The sequence below is a fragment of the Phyllobacterium pellucidum genome (assembly GCF_013327855.1).
GTDB classification, from domain to species: domain Bacteria; phylum Pseudomonadota; class Alphaproteobacteria; order Rhizobiales; family Rhizobiaceae; genus Phyllobacterium; species Phyllobacterium pellucidum.
Genome location: NZ_JABUMX010000001.1, coordinates 108,382 through 130,880 on the forward strand (window position 1 = coordinate 108,382; position 22,499 = coordinate 130,880).

Below are 22,499 nucleotides of genomic sequence, written 5' to 3' on the forward strand. Positions count from 1 at the left end.
CCGCGATATCCTCTATGCCTCGTAACCGCCATTATCGACCATTGTAATCCTATTTCCTTGGTTGGCTAAGGGGTCACAATTCCGCAATATTTATCCTTTGGATACCAATGTAGAGGGATAATGAGCCAGTACGACGTCAGGAGTGTGTGCCATGCTCGAATGGGCATCGCGCCGGTTGCGCGCAGCAGAATCAATCGGCATCAGTGATAGCCCGGGCGTGCAGTTGATCGCACCAGAGCAGCCGCGAGAGCGGAAGACGCCCATTGCCCTGGCGCTGGGCGGCGGCGCGGCGCGCGGCTGGGCGCATATCGGTGTACTGCGCGCGCTCGACGAGGCCGGCATCGAGATTTCCATGATCGCCGGAACCTCGATCGGCGCTCTCGTCGGTGGCTGCTATCTCGCCGGCAAGCTCGACCAGCTCGAGGATTTTGCCCGCAGCTTGACCAAGCGCGGCATTTTCAGCCTGCTCGACCTGCGGTTCCGAGGCAATGGCCTGTTCGGCGGCATGAAACTCGACAGGCGGTTACGCGACCACCTCGAAGAGCTTTCGATCGAAGAACTCAGCAAGCCCTTCATCGCCGTCTGTACCGAAATCAACACAGGCCACGAAATCTGGCTTACACGCGGAAGCCTGATTACGGCGATGCGCGCCTCCTATGCCCTCCCCGGCGTGTTCGAGCCGGTGGATTGCAATGGCCGCACCCTGGTTGATGGCGCATTGGTCAATCCGGTGCCGGTATCGGTGTGCCGCGCACATGAGCAACCGCTCGTCGTGGCGGTCAACCTGCACTACGATCAGTTCGGACGCGCTGCCGTCATCAAGCACGCGGCAGAGGGTCCTATCTCGGCAAGGGGCGACGGCGAAATTGCAGCAAGCCGTCCCGCGTCCAAGCGGCTCGGAATTACCGGCGTGATGATGGAGGCATTCAACATCATTCAGGACCGCATCTCGCGGGCGCGTATGGCGGGCGATCCACCTGATATCGCGCTCCTGCCGAAAATCGGCCATGTCGGTCTTGCCGAGTTTCATCGCGCAGACGAAGCGATCAAACTCGGCTATGAAGAGACCATGGCGCGCCTCGGTGAACTCGAGCGCATGCAGAAGCTGGTTTTCTGAGCCTAATCAAGCCGTTGCGATGTAGCTGCGAATCTCTTCGGATTCCCGCTCGACCTCTTCGATACGAAGCTTCACGACGTCACCAATCGACACAAGCCCGTGCAACTGCCCGTCTTTCTCGACCGGAAGGTGGCGGAAGCGTCCGCGCGTCATCATCTCCATGACCTGATTGACCGTGTGGCGTTCGCTGCACACGCTGACCTTGACGGTCATGATCTCCGAAATGGGCTTCGCCAGTGCGTCGGCGCCTTCCGCGGCAATCGCCCGCACCACGTCGCGCTCGGAAAGAATGCCCTTTATCGCTCTCTTGTCATTGCAGACGACAATCGCACCAATCTTGTGTTGGGCAAGCATGGCGACCGCTTGGCCGAGGGTGGTCTCCGGATTCGTATTGAAGACGTCGTAACCCTTGCGTTCGAGTATCATTTTGACTGTCATGTACATCCTCCTTGCACAATCGACATTCGACCGCCGAAATCCCCCAATTACATCCGATGGTCTAGGTTCATCGTGCGCGTAAGTCGCGCTTATTGCAACTACTGAGCAATTATACCAACAGATCTACGTCCGTACGACCACGATCAGGCCTGTCAAACAGGGATATGCCGAAAAAACCCACCAGAAAGCCGCCAATATGAGCTTCCCATGCGATTGTCGCAGAATTATCCACCCCGACGGAAAGCAGGCCCGTGACTATGTTCGTAACGAACCAGACGCCCAGGAACACAATGACCGAGCGCATGCGCAGGGCAACGCTGATGGGCAGGATATCGCCGACGAATGCTGCGGAATTGCGCGAGTCCGACCTGCGGAAACCGAAGCGGGCGGCCGCGCCCATCATTCCCGAAACCGCACCTGAGGCACCGACGAGCGGCGTCATGCTGTCGGGATAGACGGCAAAATGGGTCAGGACGGCCGCAACGGCCGTGGCAATCCAGAACAATGTTGTGCGCAAGGGCCCTATGCGGGCGGCCAACGGCGAGCCGAATGCGGCAAGCCAGATCATGTTGAGCGCAATATGGGCGAAGCTGCCATGCATGAACGAATAGGTAACCATCGTCAGCCAGGCCGAGGGGGAATAGAACCCGCCATATTGCGAGAAGCGTGCGGGAATGAAGGCAAAATTCAAAAGGAGAGTGTCGGCCTGCTGCTCATCAAGGACATATGCCTCCGCGATATAGACGAGCGCACACAAGCCCATGATAGCGAGAATGATGCCAGGAATATTGAAAACGGGCTCGCGGCCGGTGGTGTTTTTTCGGATGTCCCCTCGCTCGCTCATGCACCGCCTCGTTATTGTTTCCGGGGCAAGCTATCCGGTTCGGGGCGCATCGCCAAGGCAAGCACCAAAAGAAAAGGCCGCTCAGCTGGAAGCGAGCGGCCGTAAGTTTCATGAGCATTCGTATCTGCAATCTTCAATGGGGTCTTTGTCTCACAGACGGAGCCAGCGCTCAATCGAAACCAATTGTTAACGTTAATTGCCAGCCGCGGTGGACCTTGCCACTTCCCAGGTAGCACCTTTCAAGGGCGCCTGTCAGAGTCAGGCAGACAGAAGCAGAATCGCTTCGGCGTCCGGAAAATCGATCTCATGCGGCACGATGATATTGGCAGGCTTTTCGCCTATTGGGACAGGCTGCGCGGACCGCGCGCGGCTCCTGAGCGACGGGAAATTGTACCGGCTGCCCTCGGCGCGCGGCTTCCAGACACGTTCATCCTGCAGTCGAGTGGTTCGGGCGAACCGCGTTTTCGGCTGGCCGGCACCCGCATTTGTGCAATTTACGGCAAGGAACTCGGCCGCCAGCCCTTCGCGTCACTATGGCAGCCCAAAGATCGCAACAGCATCCTGCGCCTCGTCAAAAATTGCATGACAAGCAAGACGGCGGTTCAGATCGACTGTGAGGGCCGCAGCGCACGCGGCCGCAAGACCTTGTTCAAGTTCGTCCTTCTGCCGCTCGCCAGCGAGGCAAACGAACGTCATCTCATGGGAATAATCACAATCGTCGGCCGGCCATTCTGGCTTGAATCCGATGCAATAGTTGAAAATCACATCCAAACGGTCTCCTTTGTGGACCCGCGCCAGACCCGGCACGAGACTGATTTGGGCATAGCGCCGGAGGCAGCTGTCCCGCCTTCCGCCTCGCGCACGCTGGTTAGTCGAAAGGTCGGGCATCTACGCGTCATCGAAGGCGGCAGGATCAAGTCGTAGCAATTTCTACTTTCGCGGTTCGCTCCGTTAATGGGCGAGGTTAGCAATTTATGAGCAACCACCAGTTGTTGTTACCTTGGCATTAAGACTTGTGTCCTAGTCTATGAGCACCACCCACCTCCTAGATTCCGCCATCTGGACACCTTTATGCAACTCCACCGTGACGTTCCGAGCCATAGCCCTGCCGCCACGGGCAAATTCTTCAGTGTGAAGGTGCAGCTTTATGGCCGCTTCATGCTCGAAGACCGGACCGAGCACGCCTGCCAGATCGAGGAAATGTCACCCGGCAATGCCATCCTCACCACCGATGTCATGGCGCATAATGGCGAGCGCGTCATCGCCTACATCGATCACATCGGCCGGATTGAAGGTACGGTCGAGCGCGCGGTGCGTGGCGGGTTTCTGATCTCCCTTGTGGCGTCCGACCGCAAGAAGAACAAAATCGCGGCGCAGTTGACCTGGCTTACCAACAAGCATGAACTCGACATGCCGGAAGACCGCCGCCACCAGCGCGTTGCGCCGCGCAATCCGATCAGCACGCTTTCCATGGCCGACGGGCGCCAGTACCCCTGCCGCATCATCGACCTGTCGATCTCCGGCGCTGCCGTGGAAATTCGCATACGCCCTGCCCTCAACAGCGAGGTCGTGCTCGGGACGATGCGTGGCCGGGTCGTCCGGCATTTCGAAGAAGGCATCGCCATCGAATTTGCCACGGTCCAGAGCCGTGACACCATTGGCTTGGCGCTCGAGCACTGAGTTCATTTCCTCAATCTGACGGCTAATGGTGCGCGGCACCGCGTGTGCACAACGATCATTTCGACCTGCCCTGCAAACAATTCTACAGATATGGTTCATCATCGGTGAACATCATTGACGAGATTGCGGCCTGTTCACGGCGCTGGCCTGAGCCCTTTCCCGAAACATGTTAATCGATTTTCAATCACGCTCTTCTCGCAATAACCGATGTTTAATTCTACTATACTTTCGAAATTTCATTTATAATCTAATTTAAATAAAACAATAATAAAACTTAATACTGGTTATAGTCAAATTCGTTTATTTTTTGCTACCGATTTGATTCATATTTACTCACATGCATTTCCGGCCGATCAAACTCTCTATGTCATTGTCGTCTCAACCGGGGAGACGACGGTATGATAAAAAAGACAATCTTGGTTGGAGTGGCGCTGTTGGCTTCCTGCCTGGCAGCTAGCGCGGATCCAGTCAGTTCCAATGCGCCGTTCATGAAGACCGGCTCACGCACATCGCAGCCGATCGGGCATTACGAATTTTGCCAGACCTACAAGAATGAGTGCAACATCAAGAGCAGCAATCAGCAGCCCGTTGCGCTGACGTCGAAGACATGGGCCCTGCTCGTGCAGGTCAACAGCAGCGTCAATGCCAAAATCGAACCTGCAACGGACATGGATATGTGGGGGAAGGCCGAGGTCTGGTCTTATCCGACAACCAAGGGCGATTGTGAGGACTACGTTCTTTTGAAGCGCAAGCTCATCAATGAAGCCGGCGTCCCGCTGAGCGATCTCCTCATCACCGTCGTGCGGCAGATGAACGGCGAAGGCCATGCGGTGCTGACGGTCCGCACCGATCGCGGCGACTATGTTCTCGACAATTTGGAGCCGCGCATCAAGGCATGGAGTGAAACGAGCTATGACTACCTGAAGCGCCAGGCGACGAACAATACCGGTGCATGGGTTTCGATCAACGACGACCGCCAGGTCCTGGTCGGCAGCATCGAGCAATAACCGACACCTCGACGCAGAACGCCGGCTCCTTCAGCGGAGCCGGTCTTCTTGTGTCAGGCGATCTCCATGCCGCGCATGAAGCGCTTGCCGTTTTCCACATAGTGAAGGGCCGACAGCCTCAAACTCTCAATCGCGGCATCGTCCAGAGTGCGGATCACTTTGGCGGGCGAACCCACAATCAGCGAATTATCGGGAAATTCCTTGCGTTCGGTGACAAGAGCGCCAGCGCCGACGAGTGAATTCTTGCCAATCTTGGCGCCATTCAGCACGATCGCTCCGATGCCTATCAGCGAATTATCGCCAATGGCGCAGCCATGGAGCATGGCGCGATGCCCGATCGTGCAGCCCTCGCCGATCGTCAGGGGAAAGCCCATGTCGGTGTGCATGACGACGTGTTCCTGAACATTGGAACGGCGCCCGACGTGGATGAGTTCGTTGTCGCCGCGCAAAACCACGCCGAACCAGATGCTAGCGTCCTCGCCGAGAAACACCTTGCCGATGATCGTGGCGTCCGGCGCGATCCAGTTCGAACTGCGGCGCTCGAACTGAGGTTCGTGTCCATCCAGGTTGAATATCGGCATGGATGCTCCTTACCGAACGTTGGATGGATCAGAGATCCATCTCCAGGATTGCCATGGAGAAATTGTAGGAGAGCTCGCCTTCGTCCTCATCCTTGTAAATGAGGCCGAGAAATTCTTCACCGATGTAAAGCTCGGCGGAATCGTCCTTGCGCGGGCGTGCCTTGACAGTTAGGTCCATGTTCCGGAACGTGCGCTTGAAATAGCTGTCGAGTTTTTTCAGTTCTTCGGGTTTCACTGGGGTCTCCTGTCGTATTTGCTTGAGCGCTTTTGGCACGCAGAAGTCAGCCGTGTAAAGGGCCGATTGCTGCCACGTGCCGCGTGGAGACCTGTGTTTCCGCTTAGTCGAAGTTTGTTATGAGCTGGTCCATGGCGCGTGAAGGCTCGGCGCAACCGGTCTCGCCGACAACGCGTGCGGGCACGCCTGCGACGGTGACATTATGCGGAACCGGCTTCAGAACCACGGAACCCGCGGCAACCTTTGAGCAGTGACCAATCTCGATATTGCCGAGAATCTTGGCGCCGGCGCCGATCAGCACGCCGTTGCGGATCTTCGGATGGCGGTCGCCCGACTCCTTGCCCGTACCGCCTAGCGTCACGTTTTGCAGGATGGAGACATTATCCTCGATCACAGCCGTCATGCCGACGACAATGCCGGTTGCATGATCGAAGAACACGCCCTGGCCCATCGGCACCATCGGATGAATATCGGTCTGAAACACCGATGACGAGCGGCTTTGCAGATAAAGGGCAAAATCGATGCGCCCTTCCTTCCACAGCCAATGGGCGAGGCGATGCGTCTGAATGGCCTGGAAGCCCTTGAAATAGAGCACAGGCTCAATGAAGCGTGTGCAAGCAGGGTCACGATCATAGACGGCCTGGATATCGACGCGCAGCACTTGCGACCATGCCGGATTGGCCTCCAGCATGGTGGTGAAGGTCTGGCGCAGCAGTTCGGATTCCATATCGGGATGGTCGAGGCGCTGCGATATACGGTGGATAACCGCTTCTTCGAGCGACTGGTGATTCAAGATCGTCGAATAGAGGAACGTGGAAAGCAACGGCTCGTTACGGACGGTCTCTTCCGCTTCCGCCCGGATTGCATGCCAGATCGGGTCCATCTGCTGTACTGAACCGGTCATCTTTATCGGACTGCTTGATGGCATTTCCTAACTCCAGCATTCGGCCAATTTTTATGCTCGTTGGTGAAGCATAAGGCAAAAGTGTTTCCTTGACACGCCAATTTCCAGACCCAGCGACCAAGAAAAATTGAAGCCTTGATCGATTTGACTGAACCGACAATCCTCAAAATGATGGCGTTCCCATACTCCATACGGGGCGCTCTCGCAAGAAACGATCAGTGATCCTGAGGGTTCCGGTTTGCAAGCCTGGAGATTACAGAGGATTCCGTTTGAGAAATTCGATGACCGCCTGCTTGAAGACCTTGTCGCCGACAGCGAGCATATGGTCGCGGTTCGGTATATCGATGGCTTCGCCCCGGGGCATGAGCGCCGCGAGGCGATGCGGGTCCCCGCCGATATCATCCTTGGTCCCGACACCCACGAGCGTCGGCTGCGTTATCCGCGCCATGTTCGCTTCGCTGATTTCCTCCTTGGAGGTGATCACGCAGGCAGCCAGCGCGACCTTGTCGCTCTGGGTCTTGTCGGCGAACATGCGGAACATTTTGCCGCGCGGATGGCTGACGGAATCTGGATCGTCGGCCAAAAGTGCTTCCGCAATGGGCGACCAGTCGCCCGCACCCTCGACCATGCCAATGCCAAGTCCCCCGAAGATCAGGTCATGGACGCGTTCCGGATGATTGAGCGCCAGAAAGGCGCTGATGCGCGCGCCCATCGAATAGCCCATGACATGGGCTTGCGGAATATCGAGATGGTCGAGCAGCGCTGCGGCGTCGCCTGCCATCAAGGTGGGGGTATAAAGCGACCGGTCGTGCGGCTTGTCGGAATTGCCGTGGCCGCGATTATCGATGGCAATCGCCCGGTAGCCCGCTGCAGTGAGGGTCTGGATCCAGCCGGGCTGCACCCAATTGTAGAAGGAGGATGAAGCAAAGCCATGAATAAGCAGGATCGGTTCACCCTCGCCCTCGTCCAGAAAAGCGAGCTTCAGTCCGTCATTTTCGAAGAATTGCATCGGCTGGGTCCGTCAATGACCTATGGCATTTATAGCGGGATGCCGCACCTTGTCCCCAATTGTCAAGCCGAGGCGCTTTACGGTACCGGCTTTCACCTCAACGACAAAGCGAACCGGGCCGCCCGAAGATATGATGTCACGCGAAAAAGGCACCGCATGTTCGCGGATTGCCGAGATACGACCATTGGCGTCGAGAAACAGCATGTCGAGCGCAGACGGCGTGTTTTCCATCCACATTGTAACGAGCTGGGATTCGTCGAAGACGAAGAGCATGGCGCTGTCGTCCTTAAGATCCGTGCGGAACATCAGGCCGCGCTCGCGCTCCTCGTCCGTATCGGCAACTTCGACACGAAACGGCACGTCACCGCGCGCCGTATTGATCGTCAGCGGCTTGGCGTCGATTGGAAGGCGCATCGACCCCTGATCGAGGGCAAGGGCCGGAAGGACTGCAAATACGAGAAAAAGCAGGCTGACGAGAAACGATGCCGGGCGCGACATGGCTGGCGTCAGTGGGAAGCAGGCAACTGCGTGCCGATATCCGGGTGAATCTCGGAAGCCATCAGGCCCTTCTCGCCATGGCCGAAGCGGATCAGAACCACCTGCCCCGGCCGCAGTTCGGTCAGGCCAAAGTGGCGCAGCGTTTCCATGTGAATGAAGATGTCTTCGGTTCCTTCGCCGCGGGTCAGGAATCCGAAGCCCTTGGTGCGGTTGAACCACTTGACGAGAACGCGCTCGAGCCCGCTCGATGGCGTCACCGTCACATGCGTGCGGACCGGCGGCAATTCCGTCGGGTGGACCGCGGTTGAGTTATCCATGGATTTGACGTGAAAGCACTGCATGCCGCGCTCGCCCTGCTTGACTTCGCAAACGACGCGGGCGCCTTCGAGCGCGGTCTGGAAACCGTCGCGACGCAGGCAGGTCACATGAAGGAGTATGTCTGGAAGCTCGCTATTATCGGGAACAATGAAGCCGTAGCCCTTGGCAACATCAAACCACTTTATCGCGCCCGAAACCTCGATAAGGTCCAATCCGTCACTCAAACTTTCACTATCTTGGGATTGCCGGGCTGATACTGGTCTGTCAGACATGAAGCGAGCCCCTCCTCTCCTGCAAGAAACCACTGATTCTCTTCTTCAAGAATAGCACCTGACCGCGGCCAGAGAGCAAGTATGATCTGCCTGTTTTTACTGAAAACCACAGGCAAAACTGTTGAGCATTATCTACAACCCTTGCTCGAACCGCCACAAATTTGTCGAGCTAAATAGTAAGTGTTACGAAACATCCCCGGCCCTCAACCAAAGTTACGAGTATGGTTGCAGCGCCCATCCGATCCACCTGAAAGAAAGTCCGAGGCTAAAGATGCGTTATCTTCACACCATGGTCCGTGTCCGCGATATCGATGAATCGCTGGATTTCTACTGCAACAAGTTCGGACTTGAGGAAGTTCGCCGCATGGAAAACGAGAAGGGACGCTATACCTTGATCTTTCTCGCCGCACCGGAAGACAAGGGACGATCGGCCGCCGAACGCGCGCCTGAACTCGAACTCACCTATAATTGGGACCCTGAGGAATACGCCGGCGGGCGCAATTTCGGCCACCTTGCCTACGTCGTCGACAATATCTACGAGACCTGCCAGAAGCTCGCCGACGAGGGTGTCGTGATCAACCGGCCGCCGCGCGACGGGCATATGGCATTCGTGCGCTCGCCCGACGGCATCTCGATCGAAATCATTCAGAAGGGCCCCGACCTTCCCAAGCAGGAGCCCTGGGCCTCTATGCCGAATACCGGCGTCTGGTAAGCCGGGACTTTCAAAGTCCTGAGCAGTCAATGCGTCAGGCCAATGGAGCGCACGATGTTCCGGGCGTTCCGCGGCGCGATAGTGCCGCAAATACAAACAGCTTCCAAGCACCCTCCTCACCTGATATCAGATCGAAGAAAGTGAGGAGGATGCCATGAAGGACGTGCTGATCGAGCTTGAACGCCGCAGGAAAATTGCCCGGGAGGGTGGCGGTGCGGCACGGATCGAAGCGCAGCACAAACGTGGCAAGCTGACGGCGCGCGAGCGCATCGACATCTTTCTTGACGAAGGGTCGTTCGAAGAATTCGACATGTTCGTCGAGCATCGCTCGACCGATTTCGGCATGGAAGAAACCAAATTTGCGGGTGATGGCGTCGTCACCGGTTGGGGAACCATCAACGGCCGGACGGTCTTCGTCTTTGCCAAGGACTTCACTGTATTCGGCGGTTCGCTTTCCGAGGCTCACGCGGAGAAAGTGCAGAAAATCCAGGATATGGCGCTGCGCACCCGCGCCCCTGTGGTCGGCCTTTATGATGCGGGCGGCGCGCGTATTCAGGAGGGCGTCGCGGCGCTCGGCGGCTATGCCGAGATTTTCCAGCGCAATGTGCTCGCGTCCGGCGTCATTCCCCAAATCTCGGTGATCATGGGCCCCTGCGCGGGCGGCGATGTCTATTCGCCGGCGATGACCGATTTCATCTTCATGGTGCGCGATACGTCCTACATGTTCGTGACGGGACCGGATGTGGTGAAGACCGTTACCAACGAGACCGTGACCGCCGAACAGCTTGGCGGCGCTTCGATCCATACGACGAAATCCTCCATCGCCGACGGCGCATACGACAACGATGTGGTAGCGCTTTTGCAAATGCGCCGGCTGATCGACTTCCTGCCTGCCTCGAACACGGCCACGCTTCCCGAGATCGAATGTTTCCAGTCAACCGACGAGCCGGACCACTCGCTCGACCGGCTGGTCCCGGACAATGCCAACAAGCCCTATGACATCAAGGAACTGATCCGAAAAACCGTCGATGAAGCCGATTTCTTCGAGATTCAGGAAAGCTTCGCCAAGAATATCGTCATCGGCTTTGGCCGCGTCGAGGGCCGGACTGTGGGAATTGTCGGCAATCAGCCCATGGTGCTTGCTGGCGTCCTCGACAGCGATGCCTCACGTAAGGCGGCCCGGTTCGTGCGCTTTTGCGACTGCTTCAATATCCCGATCGTCACATTCGTTGATGTGCCGGGGTTCCTGCCCGGCACCGCGCAGGAATATGGCGGCTTGATCAAGCACGGGGCGAAGCTGCTCTTCGCTTATGCCGAGGCGACTGTCCCGAAGATCACCATCATTACGCGCAAGGCCTATGGCGGCGCCTATGACGTGATGGCGTCGAAGCACCTGCGCGGCGACATCAACTACGCCTGGCCCTCAGCCCAGATCGCCGTCATGGGTGCCAAGGGCGCCGTCGAGATCATCTATCGCAAGGATATCGGCGACGCCGAGAAGATCGCCGCACATACGAAGCGTTATGAAGACAGGTTCCTGTCACCATTCGTTGCCGCGGAACGCGGTTATGTCGATGAAGTGATCATGCCCCATTCCACGCGAAAGCGGGTCGCAAGGGCGCTACGCATGCTGCGCAACAAGAATTTGGAAAATCCATGGAAGAAGCACGATAATATTCCGCTGTAATCGTGCTTCTTCCAATTATGCAAGCGCAGGAAACTTAACGGCGGAAGCTAAAACCGCCGCTGGACTCGCGCAATATCTGCGAAATCGTCCGGCTTTCGCCAGGCTGGCTCAACTTCTTGGTCGCCTTGATCATGGTCGGCTTGGCTTTTGCAATGTTTGCAATCTTCAGTACATTTGTATCTGGCAATGATGATGTGTCTTTAGTTATTGTTATCATTCCGCAACATCTCCACTTCGAACTACTCCGTCAAACAGAGTACTCTTCCCTCAGCAGACGCATTTGTCCGCTACATGCTATACAAATAGGGGATCTAAACCGATTTAACAAATCACTCTTTGTATCGAATTTTGACCTATATTTGAATAAAACCAGTAAATTGCGAATAGTTTCCCCGCCGATGAATAAGCGTTATGTTCATTGCGTAAAAGCGGCCCCACGCGTAATAAAATTGCGCTCACGGGATCGTAGGGGCCTGGAAATGCAGGGATAAGGCGGTCAGGATAAGATGCTGGCCGTTACAGACAAAGTCGTTCAGGACCGTTCAGCTTGCGGTAATTCCAACCTTCTTCTGAATTTCGTCAGTAGTTTCCTTGACGAAGAAGGTCAACCCGGCCGTGATCGTTACAATATGCGTTCCGGCACCATAGGGATTGAATGAAACAACGTGATTGAAATTTACGGTAACGTGGTCGCCATTAACGTCAGTCAGATTGATCCACATGGCCTGCCTCCCAGTTTGACTGAAACATCGCCCCGGGGTCAGGGAAGCAGGATTCTCGACCGGAGGCAACGACTTACCAGAGATTTCTCCCGTCAACCGTTTTGACCGGCAGCGAGGCGATATCGAAATCGTCGAACAGCCGAACATTGACGCTGGTGCGCGGATGTTCGAAATCCGGCTTTAAGTCGACCCAGGTCGGCAGTACCGAGAACGTGCCGCAACCGCATACGAGGCAATGATGGTGTTTGCTGAAGCCTCTGCGCGAGTAAACGGCATCCGCTTCGGGCGTTATCGAGAGCTTGACCTGATCCGGCGTGTAATAGGCCCACAGCGCCCCGCGCTTGGTACAGAAGGTACACGTGCAGGCGGTTACGGATGCCGGCTTTTCACTGACCTCGAATTTGATGGCGCCGCAATGGCAGCTTGCATGAATGGTCATGATTGCCTCCCTCAGGCGAAATAGTCATCATCAGAATTTCAGCTTATGCAGGTTTATGCAACTTGACCCGCCGCCCAGCCCGACGACCAGGCCCACTGGAAATTATAGCCGCCGAGCCAACCGGTTACATCGACAACCTCACCGATGAAATAAAGTCCCCTGTGCGACTTTGCCTCCATCGTTTTCTGGTCGAGATGGTCTGTGTCGACGCCCCCGAGCGTGACCTCCGCCGTGCGATAGCCTTCCGAGCCGGCCGGCTTGACCTGCCAATCGTTCACGGCCTTTTCGACGGCCAGGAGTTGCTTGTCCGAAAGGTCGGCAAGGTGCGTATCGATCTTGCTGTTTTCCGCAATAAGCTGCGCAAGTCGCTTCGGCAGAAGCTCCGCCAGCGCAGTCTGCAGGGCTTGTTTGCCATTGCGCGAGCGCGCGCCGCGCAAGGCCTCGAAGACCTTGGTGCCAGGCAGCATCGCCACAGAGATCGTATCGCCTTCCCGCCAAAAAGACGAAATCTGCAGGATCGCCGGGCCGCTGAGGCCGCGATGCGTAAAGAGCATCGCCTCGGCAAAACTGGTGCGTCCATGCGTAACCACCGCATCGACCGAAACGCCAGAGAGGGGCTTGATCGGTGCAAGCGTCTTCTCGTCGAAGGTCAGCGGCACCAGCGCCGGCCGGGTCTCCGTGACAGGGATACCGAACTGGCGGGCGATATCGTAGCCAAATCCAGTCGCACCCATTTTCGGAATGGATTTTCCGCCGCAAGCGACAACAAGCGATGCACACCTGACCTTCTGCCCATCGAGGTCGATACTGTAGCCTTCGGAGATCGGTTCGATTGAACTTGCCGTTGTGCGTAGACGCATTTCCACGCCCGCACGCTTCATTTCCGTGACGAGCAAGTCGATGATCTGCCTGGACGAGCCATCACAGAACAGCTGTCCCAGCGTCTTTTCATGCCAGGCAATGGCGTGACGATCGACGAGGGCGATAAAATCCCGCTGCGTGTACCGGCGCAGGGCCGATATGCAAAAGTGGCGGTTCTTGCTGATGTAATTCTGCGGCGCGGCATTGAGATTGGTGAAGTTGCAGCGCCCACCCCCCGATATCCGGATTTTCTCGCCGGGCGCAGCGGCGTGATCGATGATCAGCACTGAACGTCCACGTTTTCCCGCTTCAATGGCGCACATCATGCCGGCAGCCCCGGCGCCGATGATAAGGACGTCCACCTTCATGGCGAGGGAACCAGTTGGTCGATACGTCCGGTCAGCCGATAGACAGCGAGACCAATCCATTCGCGCAGCGCCATAGAGAGGTTCTGCAGCGAATCCTGGGCATTGTCCTGGGCGATGCCGAGGTGCTCCTTGCCCGAAGTCCGGTAATCGGACGGCCACGGCAGGACATTGAAGCCAGCTTTGCGAAAGAGGCCCATCGAACGGGGCATATGAAACGCCGATGTAACCAGTAGCCAGGTTTGGTCGGGCTTCGCGTCAACCATGGCTTTGGTGAACATTGCATTCTCGTAGGTGTTGCGCGACTTGGATTCGAGCAGAAGGCGCTCGGGCGCGACGCCAAGAGCAGTCAGCAAGCGCGGCGCGGTCACGCCGTCCGCTTCTCCGTCGAGGATCAGGTCACCCGCACCACCGGTGACGACCACCTTTGCCTCTGGAAAACGCCGCGCGAGAATGGCCGCCTCGATGAAGCGATCGCCGCTGCCGTTGAGCTCATAGCCGCCACGGACGAGATTAATTCCGGCCTCGAAGCCGCCGCCGAGGACGATGATGCCGTCGATCCTGTCCGGCATGGTCACAGGGCGCTGGAAGCGGTCTTCAAGCGGATGCATCATCAGTGCGCCGACCGATGTCCAGGCGCCGACGCCGAGAATAAGAAACGACAGGCCAGCCGTTGCCAGTGCGAGGCGCCTGCGAGACAGGAGAATTGCCAGAAACGCCAGTCCCGCCAGCAAGATCGAGAAGTGGAGCGGCTGCGCAAAGAACCAGAAGATTTTCGAGGCGGCAAAGAACATCAGCCAAGCTCCGCCAGCATGTGCACCTTCTCGATTTCGCGCTCAAGGCTGGTCGACCATTCAAGGCCCTGTTCGAAGATCGCGAAACCCTCGCGCCGGTAAAGCCGAATGGCGCCGGAATTGCGGGCATGCGTGCTGATGCGGGCTTTCGCATATCCAGCATCTGCTATCGCTATCTTGAGAACCCGCAGGAGTTGCGAACCAATGCCCTGCCCCTGAACGGCAGGTTCGACCCAAAGGTCGGAAATATAGTCATTATCCTTTTCGCGAGCACCCCATCCGACGATGGTTGTATCGACTTCGGCAACCGTCACGTGCTGATAGGAACTTTCGGCAAAAGACTGAAACGCCCGTTCGACATGCGAACGCATGCCCGGCAATTCAGGCTCGAACGAGAAGATATTGGATGCCCAGGCGCGGGAGCCGACTGCGGCAATTGCCGCGATGTCGGCTTCTGTTGCGCGCCTGATTACCACCATTTCGGAGCGGTGAATTTTCCGGCTGCCTGCTCGATGACGTAGCCCGCCTGAAACAGCGTTTCCTCATCGAACGGCCGCCCAATGAGCTGCAATCCAAGCGGCAGACCCTTGGCGTCGAGACCCGCGGGTATGGCGATGCCGGGCAGGCCGGCCATGTTCACCGTGACGGTGAAGATGTCGTTGAGGTACATTTTCACCGGATCGGCCGCCATGTCCTGATCGGCGATGCCAAATGCCGCCGATGGCGTAGCCGGCGTCAGGATCGCATGGACGCCCGCATGGAAGGCATCCTCGAAATCCTTCTTGATCAGCGTGCGCACCTTCTGCGCCTTCAGGTAATAGGCGTCGTAATAGCCGGCGGACAGCACGTAGGTGCCAATCATTACGCGGCGCTTCACCTCTTCACCGAAGCCGGTGGCGCGCGTCTTCTCATACATATCGACGATGTCCTTGCCCGGCACGCGCAGGCCGTAGCGTACGCCGTCATAACGGGCGAGGTTCGACGATGCCTCCGCCGGCGCAACGATGTAGTACGCCGGGAGCGCATATTTCGTGTGCGGCAAGGATATGTCGACGATCGAAGCGCCTGCATCCTTCAGCCAGGCAATGCCCTGTTGCCAGAGCTTTTCGATCTCCTCCGGCATACCCTCGACGCGGTATTCCTTCGGAATGCCGATCTTGATGCCGGCGAGCGGCTTGCCGATGGCGGCTTCGTAGTCCGGAACCGCGATATCGACCGAAGTCGTGTCCTTCGGATCGACCGAAGCCATGGACTTCAGCAGAATCGCAGCGTCGCGCACGTCCCGTGCGATCGGCCCGGCCTGGTCCAGCGACGAGGCGAAGGCAACGATGCCCCAGCGCGAGCAGCGGCCATAGGTCGGCTTAATGCCGACGGTGCCGGTGAAGGCCGCGGGCTGGCGGATGGAACCGCCGGTATCGGTCGCCGTCGCGCCGGCGCAGAGGTGAGCCGCAACGGCAGCAGCCGAACCGCCGGACGATCCACCGGGTACGAGGTCCATGTTCGAGCCATTGGCACGCCACGGGTTCTTTACGGGGCCGTAAAAGGAGGTCTCGTTCGACGAGCCCATGGCGAACTCGTCCATGTTAAGCTTGCCGAGCATGACGGCGCCGTCAGCCCAGAGATTCGCCGTGACGGTCGATTCATAGTGCGGCTTGAAGCCGTCGAGAATGTGCGAACCTGCCTGGGTGTGCACGCCTTCGGTGCCGAACAGGTCCTTGATACCGAGCGGAATGCCTTCAAGCGCCCCAGCCTGCCCGGTTGCGAGCCGCGCGTCCGATGTCTTGGCCATTTCCAGCGCCTTTTCCGGCGTCTGAGCGACATAGATGTTCAGGGCATCGTTCGCGTTCTCGATCGCCTGAATATAGGCGCCAGTGAGTTCCGTGGCGGTGATCGCCTTCGCCTTCAACTGGTCGCGCGCCTCGGCAATGGTGAGAGCGGTCAAATCGGTCATATCAGAGACTGGTCCTGTCTATTGGGCCGGCGTCAGCGCCAGCCGCTTCTCGTAAAATGCACTGTGTTCGGAATCCGGATAGTCGAGCACGACGCCGCAACGGGTAAACCCCGCGCGCTGGTAGAGCCGCCACGCCGCGTCGAAGCCCGGCCCGACGCCGGTCTCAAGCACGAGGTGCGTGACGCCCCTTTCCACCGCAACGGCCGTAATCGCCTCGAGCAAAGCCGATCCCACGCGCTGGCCGCGAACGGTTGGCCGCGTAAACATGCGCTTGATCTCGCCAAGCCCGTCTGCATGCTCTTTAAGCGCGCCGCACCCGATGGCAAAGCCCGATTCATCGCGCGCGACGAAAACGGTCGTATCGGCGCCCGCCATTTCCTCGACGGTCATCTTGAACTGGAACTCGACCGGAGAAAGCGGCAACAAATGCGCATTAAGATCGGCAACAAGCGACCTTACATCATCCTGCAATGGAGTTTCGATGGCTATGGAGATGGCCATTGGTCTTACTCCACGACCTTCGGAACGACGAAGAAATTTTCCTCGTGGATCGGCGCGTTGGCGACGATATCGGCAGCCTTGCCACCGTCATCGACCTCGTCACGACGCTTCTTCATCGCGATGGGCGTTACCGACGTCATCGGCTCGACACCTTCGACGTTAACCTCGTCAAGTTGTTCCACGAAGCCGAGAATGGCGTTCAGCTGACCGGTCATGCGCTCAACATCGGCTTCGCTCACGGCAATCCGGGCGAGATGCGCGACGCGCTTGACGGTGGATACGTCGACAGACATGGGACTTCCTAAAGTTCGGGTTTTTCTTCCAGAGCTATAGTGTCCGTCGCGCCCGAGCGCAACGGACAAGACGCAGTGAAACGGGCCTATTGCTTCGGAGCATCCGCGTCATCGCTATCGCTCCCGGCATCCGGATCGATAATATTGTCGTCGAGCGTCGTTCCATCCAGCGCGTCATCATCGTCGGGTGTTGCGACCGGATCGGGTCCCTTGACAGGATTGCCATTGACGCTGACCGACCCATCCGCCTGTTGATCGACAATCCACTGCATATGCCCGTTCGGCAGTTGCGTGCCGAAATCCTTCGCAAGCTTGGCAAAGACGACGTAATTCTTGACCTCGGGCTCATGCTCGGCGGCGTTGTTCAGCCGATCGAGCGCGGCATCGAATCCGGCCATTTCCCAGGTGGTGCGGCTTGTCGGCTTCATGCCGGCAAAGGATACTTCGCCCTCCACGGTGATTTCACTTTCGGCGGTCCGAACCATGCTCTTGTCGATAACCACCTTGGGCGGATTGGTCACAAAGGCCGCAGCGGCATTTGATTCAAATGCATCGGAAAACGGCTCGTCGCGGCGCAAATCCATATCCGCAACAGCGGCCTTCACCAGCGTGTCCAGATCAACGCTTTCCGCACCAAAGGCAAGTTCGACATCGGTTGGCAATAACGGCTTGGCCCAATCGGGTATGGGCAAGGGTGGATAGGTGAGGCCGTTGGTGCGAAGCGCAACGTGATAGCCACCGTCCTTGCCGACACCGTCGAAATCCACTTCCTGCACGATGTTCTTGGCTGTGAATTTGCCGAGCGGCGTATCGATATCGAGCCCAGCGAACCGATATGTCCCCGTCAATTTCTCCCAGATCGGCAATACCGCAAGGATCTTGCCCTTCAGTTCCGCCTGCTGCGGGTCGGTCAGCGTCTTCGTGTCGGAATGGGCGACAAAATAAGCCCATAGGTCCAGAATTTCGAGATTGCGTGCGCCCTTGGCATCCGCTGAGTACGTCACTTCCCCGCTGCTGAAAACCACCTTCGACGGCGGTGCGGGAAGGGTCGGCGCCGGCGTAACAGCGCCATCATCCGGTGCCGCTGGAAGCGGGGATTTCAGCGAGATCGTTTCGACGAAGTTACCTGTGGTTTGAGTATAACCCATATCGACGCCGCCGGCAGGATTTGCCATCCCGTTCAATTGGCCTTTCACCGGGCCGGCAGTCACGTCGGCGGCTTGGGTACCGGCCGCCACCCTCATCTTCATGCCATCGTAGGAAAAATCGGACTTGCTGAATGTACCGAGTTTCGGGTCAAAAACACCGTTCATTTGGGCATTCTTGACCGACCAATACGTCGACCCCGTAAACGTTGACGTGTCGATCCAATCAGGAGGGGTTGCAGTCGATATGTTCCACGTTCCGTCGGCCAGCGGCCGGGCGAGCAGGTCAGAGCTAATAAAATCGCCATTAATGCCGCGACTGGGCATTCCTTTGAAAAGCTCCGCCAGGCTCAAGGTGATACGGTAGTTATCCCCGGCGGGCGCAACGTTCACGATCTTGCCCTCGATCGCGGACCGGCCGAAATATTTCGCCAGCGTATCGGCGAGCGCCTTCGCGCCATCCGCATCGACGGTTTGAGCGAATGCCGGCCAGGCCGATGTCATCAAGAGGGAAGCAAAAAGCAGTCTGCGCACGTCATTTCTCCAGGCGTCGATACGAGCCAGCGTTGATCTAGCAACTTCAATTCAAATGGTAAATTGCTGATTCGTTGTCGGAACTACGACTTTAGTTTCACCACCTTCCATTCCGGCCACGAATTTCTCCGGGGTCTGGTCGATTATGGGAAACGAGCCGTAATGACAGGGAATGGCGTGCTCGAACTTGAAATAGCGCCGCGCAGCAAGGGCCGCCACCGCACCACCCATGGTGAAACGGTCGCCAACCGGCAGAATGCCGATCTGCGGATTGTGCAGTTCGTTGATCAGCGCCATGTCCGAGAAGATATCGGTATCGCCCATGTGATAGAGCGTCGGATCGGCATCGAAATGCAGCACCACGCCGTTCGCGCTGCCGAGGGAATGCGACACGCCGTCTTCGGTCAACTGCGCCGACGAATGCAATGCGTTGACATAGGTGACGGTGAAGCCGTCATAGGAAACGGTACCGCCCGTATTGGTAGGATCGACCCGGGCGACGCCTTTTGAAGAGAGCCAGGACACAAGGTCGGCATTGCCAGTGACGAGTGCACCGGTTTCCTTGGCCAGCGCGATCGTGTCGCCCACGTGATCGCCATGGCCATGCGTCAGGATGATGTGATCGACGCCCTTGGTCGCTTCCTTGATGTCCACGCCCTTGGCGCCGGGGTTCCCGTTCAGGAACGGATCGATCAGAATCGTGTTCTTTGTGGTTTCGAGCCGGAAAGCCGAATGGCCAAGCCAGGTAATTTTCATGTCTTTATCCCTTCATTCACTGGATGCTCGCCACGCTGCCGTAGAAGCGGTATGTGTCAGGTGTGCCGGATTAAAGCGATCGATCGATCCGCATTGCAAGTGCAGGAAGCAATCAAATTGACGGTATTGGCAATTGAAGAACTTGAGACGCGCGTGGCGGAGGGCAAGACGCTCGCCGGTCTTGACCTTGGGACCAAGACGATCGGCATCGCTATATCAGATCGCGGCTTCTCGTTTGCCAACCCACGCCCTGTATTGAGGCGCAGCAAGTTCTCGCACGATGCTCAGGATTTGCTGAAAGCGCTCAATGCCGACAATGTCGGCGCTATTATCATCGGGCTGCCGGTAAATATGGATGGCAGCGAGGGACCGCGGGCTCAGGCGACCCGCGCCTTCGTGCGCAATATGGAAAAGCTGACGGAACTTCCATTTGTCTATTGGGACGAGCGGCTGTCGACGGTTGCGGCCGAGCGCGTTCTGATCGGAATGGATGTATCGCGCCAGAAGCGGGCCGACCGCATCGATTCAGCCGCTGCATCCTTTATCTTGCAGGGCGCGTTGGACCGCCTGCGGGCGCTGCGTCAGGAAACCGATATTGACGGAAGTTCCTTCCCGTAGCCAGCCCGCGCTGCGCGCCATTCCTTTACCCAGGCAATGATCTTGCGGCGACGGCGGAAAGCGATGAGGCCAAGGACCAGGCCGGTGTCGATGATACAAGCACGCGCAACCAGAGGTGGAATGCTTTCCGGCGCTATGCCGAGCGCCTGCCCGTAAATCTGAAACACCAGGTCATGCATCTCACGGCTGAAAAAATACATGCCCATGCTGAGATCGTAATATGACAGGAAATACCATCCCCAAAGGAAAGTCAGCGGTCCCGCCCAGAAAATCAGGAAGCTGCGCATTCAGTAACTCCTCCAAGGGAAGCTCATAATCACTTTATCTTAACCCTACGAATTTGCAGTGCAATTTCGAACGACAGTGTTATCGTTTAAGAAGTGAACCGCAATGTAAACCGTTTGTTAAGGTTAATTTACAAAAATTTAATTCAAATTGAAGCTATTAGCGAGCCCCCGTGCGCGCTCGGGATGCGTTTTTGTGCGTCACTATCCGATTTTTCTGACAATGAAGACGCTGCACGCGGTGCGTGCACTGCGCGGTCCGGTTCTGCGGCTTCCCCTGAGAATCAGGAAGCGCCCGGATAAAGCGAATTCACGATGTTCTTTGCGTTGTGGCGCGCGTCGAGCATGCCGTAGGTCGTGCGCCACTGGCCGCCGAGCCGCGTTTCGATAAAGGCGTCAGCTATATCTTCCGAATGGAGATAGCGCAGTTCCGCACCGGCCGCCGCCAGTGCAAGCTGCTCGGTCAGAATACGGGCCGCACCTTCATCGTTCTCGGTGACGCGCATGGCTGCGCGCAACACTTCGACGGTGCCCTGCCCGCCCCGTCCGAGTTGGGCCCCGATCCAGTTCAGCACTTCATCGAAAAGCTGCGGACCACGTTTTAGAACGCGAACAACATCCAGTGCCATAACATTGCCCGAGCCCTCCCAGATCGCATTGACCGGGGCCTCGCGATAGTAGCGTGCGAGATTGCCTTCCTCGATGTAACCGTTGCCGCCGAGGCACTCCATCGTCTCATAGAGCATCGCAGGTGCGATCTTTGCCACCCAGTATTTTACCACAGGGGTCATGACGCGGGCAAAGGCGGCTTCGCTGCGATCCTTGGCAGCATTATCGAATGCCCGCGCCAGGCGCATTGCAAGCGCCGTGGCAGCCGCGACATCGAGGGCCATATCGGCGAGCACACGCAGCATGAGCGGCTTCTCGATGAGCGTCGTCTCGAACGCAACGCGGTGGCGCGCATGGTGCACCGCTTCCGCAAGTCCGGCACGCATCAGGCCTGCCGAAGCGACGGCGCAATCAAGCCGGGTGAGCGTCACCATGTCGATGATCGTTTTGACGCCCTCTCCCGGATTGCCGATCATCTGCCCAAGGGCACTTTCGAATTCTACTTCCGACGAGGCATTCGAGCGATTGCCGAGCTTGTCCTTCAGCCGTTGAAAGCGGAACCCGTTCGAACTTCCGTCCGGAAGAATGCGCGGCACGAGAAAGCATGAAAGTCCCTCGCGGACCTGCGCGAGAACGAGGAAGGCATCGGACATCGGCGCTGACATGAACCATTTATGGCCGGTGATCCGATAAAAGCCGCTCCCATCCGGCTCGGCGCGCGTTGTGTTGGCCTGAACGTCGGTGCCGCCCTGCTTCTCGGTCATCCCCATACCGAGGGTGAGACCGGCCTTCTTTGCCGGCGACTTGTTGCTGGAATCATATTTGCGAGGCAGGATCAGCGGCGACCACTCGCGATAGAGCGTGGGCGATGCCATCAGGGCCGCGAGCGAAGCGCTCGTCATTGTCAGCGGACATAGATGGCCACACTCGAGTTGGGCCGTAAGGTAGAAGCGCGAGGCGCGCGCTTGATGGCGTACGCCTGATTCCGTCTTTCCGTCTTCCCATATCGAGGAATGCAGGCCCTGCGACACCGACCGGCGCATCAAGGCATGATAGGCAGGATGGTAATCGACGACGTCGATGCGCCGGCCCTGTCGGTCATGGGTGCGCAGCTTTGGCGTTTCCGCATTCGCCAGCCTCGCCAAATCCTGTGCATCGCTTGAAAGTACGAAGCGCCCGTTCTGTTCCAGTTCCTTGCGCACCTCCTGTGGGAAACGCTTGGTGATCTGCATCAGCAAGGGATCGCCGAGGTAGGCGTTAAGGCCGCTCATCGGCGGTGTCTGGTTGAGGACATCATGGGTTTTCAAGTAGCGGGTCCTGACTTG

The 22,499-nt window shown here is 57.7% G+C and carries 28 protein-coding genes; 7 read left to right on the forward strand and 21 right to left on the reverse strand.

Annotated elements, in window-relative coordinates; genetic code table 11:
- Positions 1 to 151 precede the first annotated feature (151 nt).
- Positions 152 to 1,117, forward strand: coding sequence for a patatin family protein (locus HQ945_RS00485; RefSeq protein ID WP_027232533.1), 966 nt, complete (start codon positions 152 to 154; stop codon positions 1,115 to 1,117).
- Between the two features lie 6 nt (positions 1,118 to 1,123).
- Here the strand turns inward: HQ945_RS00485 and HQ945_RS00490 are convergent, their stop codons facing one another.
- Positions 1,124 to 1,555 (reverse strand): CBS domain-containing protein, encoded by a 432-nt coding sequence (locus HQ945_RS00490; protein ID WP_027232532.1) that lies wholly within the window; start codon positions 1,553 to 1,555, stop codon positions 1,124 to 1,126.
- Positions 1,556 to 1,664: 109 nt separating this feature from the next.
- Positions 1,665 to 2,399, reverse strand: coding sequence for a rhomboid family intramembrane serine protease (locus tag HQ945_RS00495; protein WP_036814811.1), 735 nt, complete (start codon positions 2,397 to 2,399; stop codon positions 1,665 to 1,667).
- Positions 2,400 to 2,705: 306 nt separating this feature from the next.
- Between HQ945_RS00495 and HQ945_RS00500 the strand changes: the two genes are divergently transcribed.
- From HQ945_RS00500 to HQ945_RS00510, 3 genes are all read left to right on the forward strand, one after another.
- Positions 2,706 to 3,323, forward strand: coding sequence for a PAS domain-containing protein (locus HQ945_RS00500; RefSeq protein ID WP_113280075.1), 618 nt, complete (start codon positions 2,706 to 2,708; stop codon positions 3,321 to 3,323).
- A gap of 147 nt (positions 3,324 to 3,470) precedes the next feature.
- Complete coding sequence (locus HQ945_RS00505; protein WP_027232530.1) at positions 3,471 to 4,079, forward strand: PilZ domain-containing protein; 609 nt, start codon at positions 3,471 to 3,473, stop codon at positions 4,077 to 4,079.
- 398 nt (positions 4,080 to 4,477) lie between these two features.
- Positions 4,478 to 5,086, forward strand: a complete 609-nt coding sequence (locus tag HQ945_RS00510; protein ID WP_027232528.1) for a transglutaminase-like cysteine peptidase — start codon at positions 4,478 to 4,480, stop codon at positions 5,084 to 5,086.
- 53 nt (positions 5,087 to 5,139) lie between these two features.
- Here the strand turns inward: HQ945_RS00510 and HQ945_RS00515 are convergent, their stop codons facing one another.
- The 6 genes from HQ945_RS00515 to HQ945_RS00540 form a co-directional block, all read right to left on the reverse strand.
- On the reverse strand, positions 5,140 to 5,667 hold the full coding sequence (locus HQ945_RS00515; protein ID WP_113280076.1) for a gamma carbonic anhydrase family protein: 528 nt from the start codon (positions 5,665 to 5,667) through the stop codon (positions 5,140 to 5,142).
- A 28-nt stretch (positions 5,668 to 5,695) separates the two neighbouring features.
- A complete protein-coding gene (locus HQ945_RS00520) occupies positions 5,696 to 5,902 on the reverse strand; it encodes a DUF3126 family protein (protein ID WP_027232526.1) in 207 nt (68 codons plus the stop codon).
- 103 nt (positions 5,903 to 6,005) lie between these two features.
- Entirely contained in the window at positions 6,006 to 6,830 is an 825-nt protein-coding gene (gene cysE, locus HQ945_RS00525; protein ID WP_027232525.1) for a serine O-acetyltransferase, read from the reverse strand.
- A 229-nt stretch (positions 6,831 to 7,059) separates the two neighbouring features.
- Complete coding sequence (locus tag HQ945_RS00530) at positions 7,060 to 7,815, reverse strand: alpha/beta fold hydrolase (RefSeq protein ID WP_027232524.1); 756 nt, start codon at positions 7,813 to 7,815, stop codon at positions 7,060 to 7,062.
- 12 nt (positions 7,816 to 7,827) lie between these two features.
- The gene (locus HQ945_RS00535) at positions 7,828 to 8,313 is read right to left on the reverse strand and encodes a DUF192 domain-containing protein (RefSeq protein WP_113280077.1); all 486 of its coding nucleotides are present in this window, start codon (positions 8,311 to 8,313) and stop codon (positions 7,828 to 7,830) included.
- 8 nt (positions 8,314 to 8,321) lie between these two features.
- On the reverse strand, positions 8,322 to 8,903 hold the full coding sequence (locus HQ945_RS00540; protein WP_027232523.1) for a cold-shock protein: 582 nt from the start codon (positions 8,901 to 8,903) through the stop codon (positions 8,322 to 8,324).
- A 271-nt stretch (positions 8,904 to 9,174) separates the two neighbouring features.
- Between HQ945_RS00540 and HQ945_RS00545 the strand changes: the two genes are divergently transcribed.
- Both HQ945_RS00545 and HQ945_RS00550 read left to right on the forward strand, forming a co-directional pair.
- Positions 9,175 to 9,615: a VOC family protein gene (locus HQ945_RS00545; RefSeq protein ID WP_027232522.1), complete on the forward strand. Its 441-nt coding sequence runs from the start codon at positions 9,175 to 9,177 to the stop codon at positions 9,613 to 9,615.
- A 154-nt stretch (positions 9,616 to 9,769) separates the two neighbouring features.
- Positions 9,770 to 11,302: an acyl-CoA carboxylase subunit beta gene (locus tag HQ945_RS00550; protein WP_027232521.1), complete on the forward strand. Its 1,533-nt coding sequence runs from the start codon at positions 9,770 to 9,772 to the stop codon at positions 11,300 to 11,302.
- Positions 11,303 to 11,336: 34 nt separating this feature from the next.
- Here the strand turns inward: HQ945_RS00550 and HQ945_RS00555 are convergent, their stop codons facing one another.
- The 11 genes from HQ945_RS00555 to HQ945_RS00605 all read right to left on the reverse strand — a co-directional run bounded on the left by HQ945_RS00555 (position 11,337) and on the right by HQ945_RS00605 (position 19,663).
- Positions 11,337 to 11,519 carry a hypothetical protein gene (locus tag HQ945_RS00555; protein ID WP_155810917.1) on the reverse strand — a complete coding sequence of 61 codons (183 nt, stop codon included), beginning with the start codon at positions 11,517 to 11,519 and terminating at the stop codon, positions 11,337 to 11,339.
- Between the two features lie 325 nt (positions 11,520 to 11,844).
- The gene (locus HQ945_RS00560) at positions 11,845 to 12,024 is read right to left on the reverse strand and encodes a hypothetical protein (protein ID WP_113280078.1); all 180 of its coding nucleotides are present in this window, start codon (positions 12,022 to 12,024) and stop codon (positions 11,845 to 11,847) included.
- Positions 12,025 to 12,097: 73 nt separating this feature from the next.
- Positions 12,098 to 12,463: a GFA family protein gene (locus HQ945_RS00565; protein WP_027232519.1), complete on the reverse strand. Its 366-nt coding sequence runs from the start codon at positions 12,461 to 12,463 to the stop codon at positions 12,098 to 12,100.
- Between the two features lie 53 nt (positions 12,464 to 12,516).
- Positions 12,517 to 13,692 carry a BaiN/RdsA family NAD(P)/FAD-dependent oxidoreductase gene (locus tag HQ945_RS00570; protein ID WP_027232518.1) on the reverse strand — a complete coding sequence of 392 codons (1,176 nt, stop codon included), beginning with the start codon at positions 13,690 to 13,692 and terminating at the stop codon, positions 12,517 to 12,519.
- Entirely contained in the window at positions 13,689 to 14,483 is a 795-nt protein-coding gene (locus HQ945_RS00575) for a YdcF family protein (RefSeq protein WP_113280079.1), read from the reverse strand. The genes HQ945_RS00570 and HQ945_RS00575 overlap by 4 nt, the downstream gene beginning before the upstream one ends.
- The gene (locus tag HQ945_RS00580; RefSeq protein WP_113280080.1) at positions 14,483 to 14,962 is read right to left on the reverse strand and encodes a GNAT family N-acetyltransferase; all 480 of its coding nucleotides are present in this window, start codon (positions 14,960 to 14,962) and stop codon (positions 14,483 to 14,485) included. Before HQ945_RS00580 ends, HQ945_RS00575 begins: the two co-directional genes overlap by 1 nt.
- Positions 14,953 to 16,434 (reverse strand): Asp-tRNA(Asn)/Glu-tRNA(Gln) amidotransferase subunit GatA, encoded by a 1,482-nt coding sequence (gene gatA / locus HQ945_RS00585; RefSeq protein ID WP_113280081.1) that lies wholly within the window; start codon positions 16,432 to 16,434, stop codon positions 14,953 to 14,955. The genes HQ945_RS00580 and gatA overlap by 10 nt, the downstream gene beginning before the upstream one ends.
- Positions 16,435 to 16,452: 18 nt before the next feature.
- Positions 16,453 to 16,935 (reverse strand): GNAT family N-acetyltransferase, encoded by a 483-nt coding sequence (locus tag HQ945_RS00590; RefSeq protein WP_027232514.1) that lies wholly within the window; start codon positions 16,933 to 16,935, stop codon positions 16,453 to 16,455.
- 5 nt (positions 16,936 to 16,940) lie between these two features.
- Entirely contained in the window at positions 16,941 to 17,228 is a 288-nt protein-coding gene (gatC, locus tag HQ945_RS00595; protein WP_027232513.1) for an Asp-tRNA(Asn)/Glu-tRNA(Gln) amidotransferase subunit GatC, read from the reverse strand.
- An 86-nt stretch (positions 17,229 to 17,314) separates the two neighbouring features.
- The gene (locus tag HQ945_RS00600; RefSeq protein ID WP_113280082.1) at positions 17,315 to 18,907 is read right to left on the reverse strand and encodes a hypothetical protein; all 1,593 of its coding nucleotides are present in this window, start codon (positions 18,905 to 18,907) and stop codon (positions 17,315 to 17,317) included.
- Positions 18,908 to 18,958: 51 nt separating this feature from the next.
- Complete coding sequence (locus HQ945_RS00605; protein ID WP_027232511.1) at positions 18,959 to 19,663, reverse strand: metal-dependent hydrolase; 705 nt, start codon at positions 19,661 to 19,663, stop codon at positions 18,959 to 18,961.
- 117 nt (positions 19,664 to 19,780) lie between these two features.
- Here HQ945_RS00605 and ruvX point away from each other — a divergent pair, with 117 nt between their 5' ends.
- Positions 19,781 to 20,281, forward strand: a complete 501-nt coding sequence (gene ruvX, locus HQ945_RS00610) for a Holliday junction resolvase RuvX (protein ID WP_113280200.1) — start codon at positions 19,781 to 19,783, stop codon at positions 20,279 to 20,281.
- On the opposite strand, the gene HQ945_RS00615 is transcribed toward ruvX, so the two are convergent.
- Both HQ945_RS00615 and HQ945_RS00620 read right to left on the reverse strand, forming a co-directional pair.
- Positions 20,245 to 20,568, reverse strand: a complete 324-nt coding sequence (locus HQ945_RS00615) for a DUF6105 family protein (RefSeq protein ID WP_027232509.1) — start codon at positions 20,566 to 20,568, stop codon at positions 20,245 to 20,247. The genes ruvX and HQ945_RS00615 overlap by 37 nt on opposite strands.
- Before the next feature lie 281 nt (positions 20,569 to 20,849).
- A complete protein-coding gene (locus HQ945_RS00620; protein WP_113280083.1) occupies positions 20,850 to 22,481 on the reverse strand; it encodes an acyl-CoA dehydrogenase family protein in 1,632 nt (543 codons plus the stop codon).
- Positions 22,482 to 22,499 lie beyond the last annotated feature (18 nt).

Excerpts from the sequence above, each read along its gene's own strand:
- HQ945_RS00485 (WP_027232533.1), top strand. The coding sequence starts at position 152 with ATGCTCGAATGGGCATCGCGCCGGTTGCGCGCAGCAGAATCAATCGGC.
- HQ945_RS00490 (WP_027232532.1), bottom strand. The coding sequence starts at position 1,555 with ATGACAGTCAAAATGATACTCGAACGCAAGGGTTACGACGTCTTCAAT.
- HQ945_RS00495 (WP_036814811.1), bottom strand. The coding sequence starts at position 2,399 with ATGAGCGAGCGAGGGGACATCCGAAAAAACACCACCGGCCGCGAGCCC.
- HQ945_RS00500 (WP_113280075.1), top strand. The coding sequence starts at position 2,706 with ATGCGGCACGATGATATTGGCAGGCTTTTCGCCTATTGGGACAGGCTG.
- HQ945_RS00505 (WP_027232530.1), top strand. The coding sequence starts at position 3,471 with ATGCAACTCCACCGTGACGTTCCGAGCCATAGCCCTGCCGCCACGGGC.
- HQ945_RS00510 (WP_027232528.1), top strand. The coding sequence starts at position 4,478 with ATGATAAAAAAGACAATCTTGGTTGGAGTGGCGCTGTTGGCTTCCTGC.
- HQ945_RS00515 (WP_113280076.1), bottom strand. The coding sequence starts at position 5,667 with ATGCCGATATTCAACCTGGATGGACACGAACCTCAGTTCGAGCGCCGC.
- cysE (WP_027232525.1), bottom strand. The coding sequence starts at position 6,830 with ATGCCATCAAGCAGTCCGATAAAGATGACCGGTTCAGTACAGCAGATG.
- HQ945_RS00530 (WP_027232524.1), bottom strand. The coding sequence starts at position 7,815 with ATGCAATTCTTCGAAAATGACGGACTGAAGCTCGCTTTTCTGGACGAG.
- HQ945_RS00535 (WP_113280077.1), bottom strand. The coding sequence starts at position 8,313 with ATGTCGCGCCCGGCATCGTTTCTCGTCAGCCTGCTTTTTCTCGTATTT.
- HQ945_RS00540 (WP_027232523.1), bottom strand. The coding sequence starts at position 8,903 with ATGTCTGACAGACCAGTATCAGCCCGGCAATCCCAAGATAGTGAAAGT.
- HQ945_RS00545 (WP_027232522.1), top strand. The coding sequence starts at position 9,175 with ATGCGTTATCTTCACACCATGGTCCGTGTCCGCGATATCGATGAATCG.
- HQ945_RS00550 (WP_027232521.1), top strand. The coding sequence starts at position 9,770 with ATGAAGGACGTGCTGATCGAGCTTGAACGCCGCAGGAAAATTGCCCGG.
- HQ945_RS00555 (WP_155810917.1), bottom strand. The coding sequence starts at position 11,519 with ATGATAACAATAACTAAAGACACATCATCATTGCCAGATACAAATGTA.
- HQ945_RS00560 (WP_113280078.1), bottom strand. The coding sequence starts at position 12,024 with ATGTGGATCAATCTGACTGACGTTAATGGCGACCACGTTACCGTAAAT.
- HQ945_RS00565 (WP_027232519.1), bottom strand. The coding sequence starts at position 12,463 with ATGACCATTCATGCAAGCTGCCATTGCGGCGCCATCAAATTCGAGGTC.
- HQ945_RS00570 (WP_027232518.1), bottom strand. The coding sequence starts at position 13,692 with ATGAAGGTGGACGTCCTTATCATCGGCGCCGGGGCTGCCGGCATGATG.
- HQ945_RS00575 (WP_113280079.1), bottom strand. The coding sequence starts at position 14,483 with ATGTTCTTTGCCGCCTCGAAAATCTTCTGGTTCTTTGCGCAGCCGCTC.
- HQ945_RS00580 (WP_113280080.1), bottom strand. The coding sequence starts at position 14,962 with ATGGTGGTAATCAGGCGCGCAACAGAAGCCGACATCGCGGCAATTGCC.
- gatA (WP_113280081.1), bottom strand. The coding sequence starts at position 16,434 with ATGACCGATTTGACCGCTCTCACCATTGCCGAGGCGCGCGACCAGTTG.
- HQ945_RS00590 (WP_027232514.1), bottom strand. The coding sequence starts at position 16,935 with ATGGCCATCTCCATAGCCATCGAAACTCCATTGCAGGATGATGTAAGG.
- gatC (WP_027232513.1), bottom strand. The coding sequence starts at position 17,228 with ATGTCTGTCGACGTATCCACCGTCAAGCGCGTCGCGCATCTCGCCCGG.
- HQ945_RS00605 (WP_027232511.1), bottom strand. The coding sequence starts at position 19,663 with ATGAAAATTACCTGGCTTGGCCATTCGGCTTTCCGGCTCGAAACCACA.
- HQ945_RS00615 (WP_027232509.1), bottom strand. The coding sequence starts at position 20,568 with ATGCGCAGCTTCCTGATTTTCTGGGCGGGACCGCTGACTTTCCTTTGG.